Source organism: Pseudoflavonifractor phocaeensis (assembly GCF_016901955.1).
GTDB classification, from domain to species: Bacteria; Bacillota; Clostridia; order Oscillospirales; family Oscillospiraceae; genus Flavonifractor; species Flavonifractor phocaeensis_A.
The window spans coordinates 1-11,801 of record NZ_JACJLC010000083.1 but is presented as its reverse complement, the minus strand read 5'-3'; the positions used below and the strand labels follow the sequence as shown (position 1 = coordinate 11,801).

The following is an 11,801-nucleotide window of genomic DNA, read 5'->3' as shown; positions in this document are numbered from 1 at the left end:
TGAGCTATGTCAGGCCATTTGCTCTCCCATTCTAACAGCTTCGGCTTTGAGATGGAAAAAGACGCGGCTGGCTGCCGCGCCTTGAACCATAACTTTATTGTAGGAGGTGATTTCATGACCATCGAAACGACAAAATCTGCTACTTGTTCATCTTGGCAGGTGACCCGTCACTTTGACGGCAAGAAAGGCCCGGAGGAACTGCTGAGAGGGCTGATCCAAGCCCACAAGCCGTAATTTTACATAATGCCACACGGAAGGAGGTGGGGCGGCCATGGAGACTTGGAACACAGCAGGCTATCTGCGCCTGTCCCGGGAGGACGGCGACAAGGCGGAGAGCGACAGCATTGCCAACCAGCGCAAGCTGCTGGAGCAGTACGTCGAAGCCCACCCGGAGCTGCATCTGGTGGACTTTTACCAGGATGACGGCTACACCGGCACCAACTTTGACCGCCCCGCCTTCCGGAGAATGGAGGGGGACATCGAAGCAGGGAAGATCAACTGTGTTCTGGTCAAGGATCTGTCCCGGTTCGGCCGCGACTACATCGAGATGGGCCGCTACCTGGAGCGGATCTTCCCCGCCCAGGGTGTGCGGTTTATCGCCGTCAACGACCACGTGGACAGCCAACAGGGGCGCTATGATATGCTCCTTCCCATGAAAAATATCTTCAACACGCAGTATGCCAGGGATATTTCGGACAAGGTCCGCTCCGCCATCCGTACCAAGCAGAAGCGAGGGGAATTTGTGGGCGCTTTCCCCAGCTATGGCTATCAAAAAGACCCGGTCAATCATAACCGTTTAATCATCGATCCCGCCGCAGCCCCAGTGGTGCGGCGGATTTTTGATCTCTTTGAGCAGGGGTGGGGCAAGGTCAGGATCGCCAAACAGCTCAACGCCGAAGGGATCCCCAGTCCCAGCGAGTACAAGCGTATTCTGGGAGAACGATACCACAACGGACGCAAAATGGACCAGACCACCTACTGGACCTACGCCACCATCCACCGCATTCTGCAAAATCAGATGTATGCGGGGAATATGGAACAGGGCCGGAATTTCCGCCCCACCATGCATGGGAAAGCCGTCCAGCTGGACCGCTCGGACTGGACCGTGATTCCGGACACCCACGAGGCCATCATTGGAGCGGAACAGTGGGAGCGGGTTCAGGCCCTGCTCCACAAACGGACCCGGCAGCTCAGCTTTGACCAAAACCAGAGCCCCTTCGCCGGGTTCCTTCGCTGCGGAGACTGTGGGCGGGCCATGGTAAAGACCAGAAGGGCGGGCGGAATTTACTACAGCTGCGGCTCTTATAAGCGGTATGGGCCCACAGTATGCACCAAACACAGTATCTCCCATGCGGTTCTGGAACAAATTGTTTTACATGACCTGAACCAAATCATTGCGTCGGTGCAAGACCTTCAGGCACTGGCGGAGGAGGCAGAGCAGCAGTCCCCCAAAGGAAGAACGGGGGAACGGGCGCGCCTGGAGGGAGGATTGGAGCGTCTCTACCGCTTGAAGAAATCAGCCTATGAGGATTACCGGGACGGGCTGCTCCGCAAGGAGGACTTCCTGCGCTATCAGACGGACTATGAACGGCAGGAGCGGGAGCTGTCCGCCCAGCTTCAGCAACTGGAAGCGCCGCAGGAGAAAGACTTGCTGCTCCATCCGTGGGTCCAATCCCTGCTCCGGCATGGAAAGCTGACCAGTCTGGACCGCGTCACAGTGGCGGAAACCGTAAGGAAGATTCTGATTTTTGAAGATGGCCACATTGAAATTACTTATACTTTTTCCAATGAGCTTGGACTTTTGACCGAATAGAGGGCGTTCTGCGCAACAGATGCAGAACGCCCTCTTGCTTTAACATTCAGTGTAAATTTCGACTTGTTTTTTGCATTAAATTACGCTATAATTTTATCGAATTCCACAGCGGAGGTGTGATGATGTACCGGAAAATAACCCGATATCTTCTGGACTGGAAGCAGAGTCCCTACCGCCGTCCGCTGATTTTACAGGGGGCCCGGCAGGTGGGCAAAACCTATGCCCTTCTGGAGTTTGGAAAGGCGCACTACGAGAATGTGGCCTACTTCAATTTTGAGACCAATCCAGGTTTGGCCGGTGCCTTTGACGAAAGTCTGGAGCCCGGCTATCTGATCCCCCTGCTCTCCCGTCTGGCGGGACAGAGCATCGTGACGGAAAAGACACTGGTGATTTTCGACGAAGTGCAGCTGTGCGAGCGTGCTCTAACCAGCCTGAAATATTTTTGTGAGCTGGCCCCCGCCTACCATGTGATTGCCTGCGGCAGTCTGCTGGGGGTGGCGGTCAACCGACAGAAATTTTCCTTCCCGGTGGGAAAGGTGGATATGAAAACTTTGTATCCCATGGACCTGGAGGAATTCCTGCTGGCCTGCGGCGAAGGGGAGCTGGTGGAGCAGATTCGGGACTGTTTTGCCCGCGATACCCCCATGCCCGCTGTGCTCCATGAGGCGGCGCTGAATTACTACCGGCAGTACCTGCTGGTGGGCGGTATGCCCGACTGTGTCAGCAAGTTTATCGAGACCCGGGACTATGTTCTGGTCCGGCATATTCAGGACACCCTTCTGGCCGCCTATCTCAACGACATGAGCAAATACAACAAGGCGAACGAGTCCAAAAAGACCCGGCTGGTCTACGATAATATCACGGTCCAGCTCTCCAAAAAGAACACCCGTTTCCAGTACAAGCTGGTGAAAAAGGGCGGACGGGCCTCGGAGTTTGAAAATGCCATCGAATGGCTGGTCCTCTCCGGGATCGTCAAGCGTATCTACCGGGTGGAGCAGGTCAAAAAGCCTCTGGAGAACTACCGGGATATCGACGCCTTCAAAACCTATGTCTCCGACGTGGGCCTGCTGTGCGCCAAAAAAGAGATCGTACCGGAGGATATTCTGTACCCCACCCATGAGCTGGACGACTTCAAGGGCGGCATGACGGAGAATTATGTGTGTACCCAGCTCACCGCCAGAGGCTATACCAGCTACTACTGGACAGCGGACCGGGGCGGGTATGAGATCGACTTTCTGATTCAGCGGGAGGGTGCCATCCTCCCCATTGAGGTAAAGGCCGGGGAGCACACCAAAGCCAGAAGTCTGGAGGTCTATCAAAAAACGTTTCAGCCGGAGCAGTCTGTGCGGCTCTCCACAAAAAACTTTGGCATGGAAAGCGGTCAGAAATCAGTTCCCCTCTATGCCTGCTTCTGCATCTGAGCCCATAGCCACGCCGGAAAACTGCACAGGGGGCTCCCTGCTTTTCCATGCCGGGTTCAGCACAAAATGTCCCATGCAGGCCCGATATTTTGATTCCAGATAAGGAGGTGAGACCATGAGCGTCACCGTGGAGCAACTGTTGAAACTACCCTCTCTCAACCGGGCAAAGGTGATCGGCGGGCATCGGGGCCTTTCCAAGGTGGTGTCCAGCATCTCCGTACTGGAGTCCACCGATCCCGGCGTACTGGTGGACGAGGTCTTTCCCCAAGGGGAGTTTTTCGGCAGCGAGATCGTCATCACCGGCTTTCTCAACAGCGTGGACAACGTACCCCTGCAGCTGGCCAATATCCGCCGCCTAGCCCAAGGGGGAGAGGTGGGCCTGATTATCTTCTATGTGGGCGTCTACCTCCCCCGCATCGACCCCCGGCTCATCGCCCTGGCCGACGAACTGGATTTTGTGCTCATCGTCATGCCCGAGGGGGAAGCCACCCTCCGCTACGGCGAGGTTATCAACGACGTTATGGGCTGCATCTATCGGGACCGGGCCGAGAGCAGCTCGGTGGTGCTGGACGTGCTGGCGGGCATCTCCGCCCTGCCCAAGCGCCTCCAGACCGTTAACACCGCCCTCAAGATCCTCAGCGACCGGGTCTCGGCTTCCGTGCTGCTGTGCGACGCGTCCTTCCATGTCCTCAACCTGGTGACCTGGCCCCGGGGCATCGAGGGAGATGTATCTGCCGGCTTCCGGGCCATGCAGAGCTTTCCCCCGCCCGGTGGCAGCGCAGTCTGCCCCTTCGTGCCCGATTCGCGCATGTACCGCATGAGCCTGGCCGCCGACGGCGGCCAGCAGATGGAACTGCTGCTCATCAAAGCCGGGCTGCCCTTTGACGCGGCCGCGCTGGGACAGGTGATGGACGCCACCCGCATCTGCATCAATATCTGGGGCCGCCGCCATGGTGAGATCGCCATCCATGAGCTGGTGCGGGCCATCCTCCAGGACGAGCCGCTGAAAATGCACCGCCTGGCTGAGATCTTCCATGTGGACGTGGCCTCCCTCCACGAGATGTGGATCGCCCAGTCCCACCAGGAGGACGCGAAAGAGCGTTTCCAGGCCCTCCTGCCTGCCTTGCGGGAGTACTTTGTGGGGTTTCCCGGTTCCCTCATCATGGATGTATACGGCGGCCGGCTGCTTATTTTCATGGGCACTCCCCAGACTCAGCAGGAGGCCGAGCGCATGAGCGTCTCGGTCATGGGGACGGTAGCTCCTCAGCTGCCCGACGTGGTGTTCTGCCGCTGCTCAGGCCTCCAGAACACCGCCGACGTGCGGGAGGCCTATCTGGGCTTCCGGGAGAATTTGGCTGACGCCATGCGCATCTACCCGGCACGGCGGTTCTACACCTGGGGGGATATCCGTTTTTCCAGAGAGTGTCGCCTTGTTGTCCAAGGGGGCGAGGCTGCCCTCAACGCCTGTCTCTCCCCCATCGTTCCTATTCAAAAGGACAGCGAGGAACTGGACCTGGCGGAGACGCTGAGCATCTATCTGCTGGACGGAGAGAGAAGCGTCACACTTACCTCAAACCTGCTCCACATCCATAAAAACACGGTAAAATACCGGCTGCACCGCATTTCCGGCTTATTGGGCTATCGGGCGGACAAGATGCCCGAGCTGTTGGATCTCTATAAAGCGTGTGCCGTAAGGCGTCTGATGTAGGATGGCCACAGCAAACAGGGCCCGCTCTATTGTCCAATCGGACAAATAGATGGGTCTTGTTTTTTACCCTCACGACAGTATCCCTGTACCGAGTTAAAGTGCTATACTGCTTCAAACGGCGGAACGCGCGCCCCAGGCCCGCGTCTGCGTCATATACTTGGAAACCGGGATGTGAGAACCATGAAGGAAACGCAAAGTGGATTTGAAGTGCAGGAAAGTCAGCGCCAAAGCTGGCTTTCCATTGCCGCGGTGTGGGCGGGAGGCATGATCTGTGTGCCCTGCCTGATGATCGGCGGCGTTCTCACCGGCGGCGGGCTGTCGCTGGCGGAGATCATTCTTTCCATTCTGATCGGCTACGGCCTGATCTGTGTGTACATGATCTTTATTGGCATGCAGGCCTGTGACACCGGCCTGCCGGTGGCGGTGATGGCCTCAGGAGCTCTGGGAGAAAAGGGGGCCCGGTACGTCATCAGCACCCTCATCGCCATCGCCTGTATCGGCTGGTTCGGCATCCAGTCGGCCACCTGCGGCCAGGCCTTTGCCGCCATGGTGGCTCCCCTGCTGGGCATGGAGGCCACGCCGGCCTTTGTGTCGGTGAGCTCCATTATCTGGGGGGTCATCATGCTGGCCACCGCCTGCGCCGGCTTCAAGGGCCTGAAGTGGCTCAACTATATCGCAGTGCCCCTGCTGGTCATCGTGTGCCTCTACGGCCTCATCGCCGGCATCACCACCCACGACGGCGGGGCGGCCATCGCCGCCTATGCCCCTGAGACCTCCGCCGGACTGGTATACGGCATCTCCATGGTGGTGGCCTCCTTCGCTCTGGGGGGTGTTATCTCGGCGGACTACTGCCGCTTTGCCAAAAGCCGGGCCGACGTGGTCAAAAGCTCCATCGTGGGCGTCATGCCCGCCGGGCTGTTCATGCTGCTCACCGGCGCTCTCATGAGCATCGTCACGGGCCAGTATGACATCTCCGCCATTCTGGTCTCCCTGGGGGTACCCATCCTGGGCCTCATCGCCCTGGTGCTGGCCACCTGGACCACCAACGTCACCAACGCCTACTCCGGCGGCCTGGCCCTCAGCAACCTGCTGGGCTTTACCGAAAGCAAGTTCGCCGTTACCACCGGCATCGCCGGTGCCATCGGGACCCTGCTGGCCGCCTTCGGCCTGCTCAACGCCTTCCAGAACTTCCTGTCCCTGATGAGCGCCCTGATCCCGCCTCTGGCCGGCGTCATCATCGCCGCCTACTGGATCACCGGCAGGGGGAAGCGGGAGAACTTCACCTTCCGCCCCGGCTTCTCCGCCCCCGGCCTCATTGCCTTCCTGGCAGGCGCTCTGGTGGCCTGTGTCACCGGCGGCACCTTTGCCAGCTTCCCCGCCCTGGTGGCGGCCATGCCCTTCCTTGAGAACGCCGCCTTCTTTGTGGGGCCGGTGAACGGCATCGTGGTCTCCCTGGTGCTGTACGTGATTCTGGCGGCCATCTTCCCGAAGAAGGATGCCTGAGCCGGGATAAAACCTATCAAAAGGAGTTGTTTGCATTGCGCAAGATCGGGATACCCGAAATTGAAGATATCGCCACCGGCGCCGCCCTGCTGGGGGCGGGTGGCGGAGGCGACCCCTATGTGGGCAAGCTGGTAGCCATGGGCGCCGTCCGGGACTGCGGCCCCGTCACCCTGCTGGACCCGGAGGAGGTGCCCGACGACGCCCTGGTGGTGCCCATCGCCATGATGGGGGCCCCCACCGTCCTGGCGGAGAAGGCCATCGGCGGCGGGGAATACCAGAGGCTGTACGACATGGTCTCCCGTTTCTTTGGGCAGAAGATCTACGCCTTCATGCCCATCGAGGCGGGCGGCGTCAACTCCATGCTGCCCATCGCGGCGGCGGCCCGGCTGGGCCTGCCTCTGGTGGATGTGGACGGCATGGGCCGGGCCTTCCCCGAGTTGCAGATGGTCACCTTTACCATTGGCGGCATCAGCGCCACCCCCATGGCCCTCACCGACGAGAAGGGAAACAGCGTGATCTTTGAGACCATCACCAACAAGTGGACGGAGGAGCTGGCCCGCTCGGTGACCATGAGCTGCGGCGGTTCGGTCTCCGTCTCCCTCTACCCCATGAACGGAGCCCAGATGAAGCAGTACGGCGTGCGGGGCATCGTCACCCGCAGCCAGCAGCTGGGGGCGGCCATCCGCACCGTCAAGACCGCCGAAAACCCGGAGGAGCACTTCCTGGAGTTTACCGAGGGGTACAAGCTGTTTCAGGGGAAGATCTCCGACGTGCTGCGGGAGACCCGGGCCGGCTTCAACTTCGGCCGGGTGCTGCTGGAGGGTATCGGGGCGTGCAAGGGCCGCTCCGCCGCGGTGGAGTTTCAGAACGAAAACCTCACCGCCGAGGTGGACGGCAAAATCGTGGCCACGGTACCCGACCTGATCTGCCTGGTGGACACTGAGACCTTCTCCCCCGTCACCACCGACGCCCTCAAGTACGGCAAGCGGGTGCTGGTGGTGGGTCTGAAATGCTTTGAAATGTGGCGCTGTCCCGCTGGCATCGAGCTGGTGGGCCCCCGCTATTTCGGCGTGGACACCGATTATATCCCCCTGGAGGAACGCTGCAAGGAGGTGTGCGGGAATGTATAAGCTGGGCATCGACGTGGGCGGCACCAATACCGACGCCGTACTCATCGACGAAAACCGGAACGTCATCGCGGACATCAAGTGCCCCACTTCCGGCGATATCTACGACGGCATCCTGGCCGCCCTGCGTACCGTTCTGGCCGTATCCGGCGTGGACAAAAGCCAGATCCGTCAGGCTATGCTGGGCACCACCCAGTGCACCAACGCCATTGTGGAGCGCAAGAACCTGGCCCCCATCGGCATTCTCCGGCTGGGGGCCCCCGCCACCCTGGGCATCCCCCCCATGGTGGACTGGGCCGACGACATCCGCCAGATCTGTGTGGAAAGCGCCGTCATCAGCGGCGGCTTTGAATATGACGGCAAGCTGCTCTCCCCCCTGGACAAGGAGGCCGCCCGGGCCTTTTTCCAGCGCATGAAGGACAAGGGCGTCAGATCCATCGCCATCTCCAGCGTGTTCTCCACAGTACGCAATGACCACGAGCTGGAGGCGGCGGAACTCTGCCGCCAGGTCATGGGGGAGGACGTACACATCTCCATCTCCAGCGAGATCGGCTCCATGGGTCTGATCGAGCGGGAGAACGCCACCATCCTCAACGCCGCTCTGTGGAAGGTGGCTGAGCGCTTCACCGAGGGCTTTGCCCAGAGTCTGGCCGACGAGGGCATCACCAATGTGGACGTGTATCTCAGCCAGAACGACGGTACCCTCATGACCATGGAGCACGCCCGCCGCTATCCCATCCTCACCGTGGCCTGCGGCCCCACCAACTCCATCCGGGGGGCCAGCTATCTCAGCCGCCTGCAAAACGCCATCGTCATCGACGTGGGGGGCACCACCACCGACTTTGGCGTCATTCAGAACGGCTTCCCCCGGGAGTCCAGCGTGGCGGTGACCATCGGCGGGGTGCGCACCAATTTCCGCATGCCCGACGTGGTGTCTATCGGCCTGGGCGGCGGCTCCATCGTGCGCCAGCAGCCTGACGGCACCGTCACCGTGGGCCCGGACAGCGTGGGCTATGAGATCACCAAAAAGGCGCTGGTCTTTGGGGGCGACACCCTCACCACCACGGACATCGCCGTGCGGCTGGGGATGTACCGGCTGGGAGATCCCACCAAGGTGGCCCATATCCCGGAGGACCTGGCCCGCAAGGCCATGGCAGCTATCGGCACCATGGTGGAGGACGCCATCGACGCCATGAAAGTATCCAGCGCCGACATGGACGTCATCCTGGTGGGCGGCGGCTCCATCATCCTGCCGGAGAAGCTGGCCGGCGCGGCCAGCGTCATCAAGCCCGACCACTTTGGCTGCGCCAACGCCATCGGCTCGGCCATCTCCAAGGTGAGCGGCACCTTTGAACAGCTCATCAACTACGATGAGACCCCCCGGGACCAGGCTCTGGAGCAGGCCAAGACCCAGGCCATGGACCTGGCCGTCTCCGCCGGTGCCATCCGGGACACGGTGGAGATCATCGAAGTGGAGGACGTCCCCCTGGCCTACTACGCGGGCAACACCAACCGGGTAAAGGTCAAGGCCGCCGGCGACCTGGCAAACTGAGCAGAAGCGGCGTTCTATGATCAAGCGCATAGCGGCCCCTGGAGCACCATGGCTCCAGGGGCCGCTGTCTTACGTTACCGGGTCGGCGCAGCATCGCGGCACAAGGCCGAAACCGCCAGAGCGCTTCACATCCCTTTGCCTAACACGCTGCCTTTGAACTTCTTGCGGCGGACCTGATCCTTGTTGAGGATGGCATCCTGGTTGCGGCCGTAAAATTTCCGGAACGCTTCACCATCTCGGAACAGGCCGATGCCTGCCTGATCAGTGAACCCGGGGCCGGTCATCTGATAGGACTCGGCCGCAAAGCTCTCCAGCGAGATCATCATACCGTCGATATTGCCCACATGCCCGGCGGTGTGGTAGGTGTAAGTCACATACTCTTTGCTGAGATTCATAAACTGGAGGTTGCGCTCCGCTCCAACGCCGTCCAGCGTGACCGGTGCGCCCATGACGGTGGACAGCCGCTCCAAGGCTTGCCCCGGGATTTCGGTCAATACGTCGTCGATCTGGTGGGCAAAGGCATGCCGGTGCAAGCGTTCCTGCGGCATGGTATCCGGATCACCTTCGCCCGCGGCGTTGTTGACGCAGGAGATGAGCTGCCCGTTGGCCGAACAGGCGCCCAGCAGGAACACTTCCTCGGAGTCCATGTCCTGGGTGGCGCAGCGTCTCATGGTCTCCAGATTGGCCTGATACTCCGCCCGCATGGCGGCCAGATCCTCCCCCATCATTTTTTCCCCGTCCTCCTGGGTGACAGTGGGATCTTCCTGCCGCAGCTGGGCAATGCGCTGTTGCATCGCCTCAGGGGATATATCCAGCGCCTCGCCCAACTGGATCAGGTTGGGGATGGCATCAAACGCCTCCGTATTAAAGACAGATATTTTGCTGACGCTGGCGCTGCTGCCGGTCCCTTTGCTGTTATAGCCTCTGGCCACCCGCAGGAATTCAATCAGCTCCCCCACAGCCTGTTCCGGGGTCTGTTTTCCGCACAGGGCCTTATCCCGCTGAAAGACCGGCAGGAAGATGTTCAAGAAGATTTCATCGCTTGTGGGATCGGCAGAGCCCACCTGCATCGCAATCGCCGCAGAAATTTCCCTGATATTTTCCACCGCACCGGCCCGCACTTTCCCCTCCGGCGTAACCGCTATCCCAGCTACCGCCCGGGTCAAGCGCTTATAGTTCTTGCGAAATTCCACCTCATGTTCCCCAAATTTTACCCGCTCGGGCATACTTGGGCGCATGACGCACACGCCGTTTGCCTCTTTGCGGTAGGTCAAAAACCCATTGGACGCCTGCTTCAGCCGCTGGGCCTCCTGCTCGTCCAATCTGAGGCTGTAAGTGGTAGCGCCGTTGGTGATGGCAAATTGCCGGTCTATATTCTCAGAGTGCACCAACATGGCCCGCTCTTCCTGCATTCCCTGCTGCAGCAGGGCGCAGGGAGCAGGGGCCTGCCCCTGTTCGTCCGCAAACCGGAATACCCCCTGCCCATCCACATATTGGGCGCAGTCGCTGTCGTCCCCCAGTGCCTGGCGTCTGCGCCGGATCAGGTCGGTATAGAAAGCCCGGTATTCCTCCCGCAGATGGTTTTTCCGCTGCCAGATGGCCTCCTCCACCGCTGCCCGCGCCGTATTTTTCGGACCGGCGGGGCCGTATTTCTCCTCCAGCATCCTGGAAAACAGTCCCAAATACTCCTCCCGGTACATACTCTCCACCTTGGTAATCTGCTCCAGGGAGGCAGACAGATCCAGGGTTACGTTGCCCTGAGCAAACTGGGTGAACAGGGTGTTGTACAAGGTGTCGTTGGCGTGAGGCTTGTATTCGGTGCTCATATGCTGTGCCTCCGGGTCCATGAGCTTGTAAAAAGAGGCCTCTTTGTCAAAGGAGCACAGATGGCCATCGGTCCGGTGGAGGAAGTTTTCTCCCTTGGTGTCAAAGTTGCACAGCAGCCAGTCCAGGGTGTGCTCCCGCAGGATCTCCTTTTTCATGTCGGCGGGGATGTTGTCCTGGGGGTCGGTCTGCCAGGCGAACAGGTCCACCCGCTGTTCCTCGCCGATGGTCTCGATCTTTTCCTGGAAGGAGCCCAGCACCTTCCCGTCCTGAATCGCGGCGTAGGCCGGGATGGAATAGGGCCCGCAGATCTCTTGCTGCAGGGCGGCGGCGGCCTCGGTGACCAGGGCGCCCTCCGGCTTGGCCATACCGATGCAGTTGGTGGCTTCCTTGAAGAGATACTGCTTGTAGCCCACCACCTGTCCGTCCCGCAGGATGGGGCTGGAGCGGTCCTCAAAGATGTACATGGGCTTGGTGCCGCCGAAAAAGGCCCGACCCACGTTGACGATGGTCTTTCCCGTGGGCAGGGTCCAGGCGGCGTCCTCGTGGGAGAGGGGGTTGTCTTTTCGGAAGATCTTTTTCAGCCGGTCATAGTGGCCGTGGCGGGTCAGGGTGGCCTCCTCCCGCTTCTTCTCCTCCCCCTCCGGCATTCGGGCCACCTTCAGTTTGCGGCGCAGCTTGTTGGCCTTTAGCTCCTGCTTCTCCTTTATCGCCATGGCCTTTTTCCGCTGGACGGAGCCCAGTGGCAAACTCCGGGCGTACTCCCCGGCCAGCCGGGCCCGCTCCACCTGGGCCCTGTGTCTGACCTCCATCTCCTGGATGGGGGTACCGCCTTCAACCTCCTTCAGGCCGG

General features: G+C 60.4%; 6 protein-coding genes and 1 pseudogene. 6 read left to right on the top strand and 1 reads right to left on the bottom strand.

Features of this window, described 5'->3' with window-relative positions; genetic code table 11:
- Positions 1 to 271: 271 nt before the first annotated feature.
- The 6 genes and pseudogenes from H6B51_RS14155 (at position 272) to H6B51_RS14130 (ending at position 9,124) form a co-directional block, all read left to right on the top strand.
- Entirely contained in the window at positions 272 to 1,813 is a 1,542-nt protein-coding gene (locus H6B51_RS14155; protein ID WP_204884292.1) for a recombinase family protein, read from the top strand.
- Positions 1,814 to 1,935: 122 nt separating this feature from the next.
- Positions 1,936 to 3,234, top strand: coding sequence for an ATP-binding protein (locus H6B51_RS14150; protein WP_204884291.1), 1,299 nt, complete (start codon positions 1,936 to 1,938; stop codon positions 3,232 to 3,234).
- 115 nt (positions 3,235 to 3,349) lie between these two features.
- Entirely contained in the window at positions 3,350 to 4,942 is a 1,593-nt protein-coding gene (locus H6B51_RS14145; protein ID WP_204884290.1) for a PucR family transcriptional regulator, read from the top strand.
- A 180-nt stretch (positions 4,943 to 5,122) separates the two neighbouring features.
- A pseudogene (locus tag H6B51_RS14140) lies at positions 5,123 to 6,241 on the top strand (cytosine permease); the annotation flags it as partial.
- A gap of 239 nt (positions 6,242 to 6,480) precedes the next feature.
- Positions 6,481 to 7,575, top strand: coding sequence for a DUF917 domain-containing protein (locus H6B51_RS14135; protein WP_204884288.1), 1,095 nt, complete (start codon positions 6,481 to 6,483; stop codon positions 7,573 to 7,575).
- Positions 7,568 to 9,124, top strand: a complete 1,557-nt coding sequence (locus H6B51_RS14130) for a hydantoinase/oxoprolinase N-terminal domain-containing protein (protein ID WP_204884287.1) — start codon at positions 7,568 to 7,570, stop codon at positions 9,122 to 9,124. Before H6B51_RS14135 ends, H6B51_RS14130 begins: the two co-directional genes overlap by 8 nt.
- 125 nt (positions 9,125 to 9,249) lie before the next feature.
- On the opposite strand, the gene H6B51_RS14125 is transcribed toward H6B51_RS14130, so the two are convergent.
- Positions 9,250 to 11,801 (bottom strand): hypothetical protein (locus H6B51_RS14125; RefSeq protein ID WP_204884286.1); only part of this gene is annotated, 2,552 nt, incomplete at its 5' end.

What these genes read in the sequence shown, in the direction of transcription:
- H6B51_RS14150 (WP_204884291.1), top strand. Translation starts at nt 1,936, where the DNA reads ATGTACCGGAAAATAACCCGATATCTTCTGGACTGGAAGCAGAGTCCC.
- H6B51_RS14155 (WP_204884292.1), top strand. Translation starts at nt 272, where the DNA reads ATGGAGACTTGGAACACAGCAGGCTATCTGCGCCTGTCCCGGGAGGAC.
- H6B51_RS14130 (WP_204884287.1), top strand. Translation starts at nt 7,568, where the DNA reads ATGTATAAGCTGGGCATCGACGTGGGCGGCACCAATACCGACGCCGTA.
- H6B51_RS14145 (WP_204884290.1), top strand. Translation starts at nt 3,350, where the DNA reads ATGAGCGTCACCGTGGAGCAACTGTTGAAACTACCCTCTCTCAACCGG.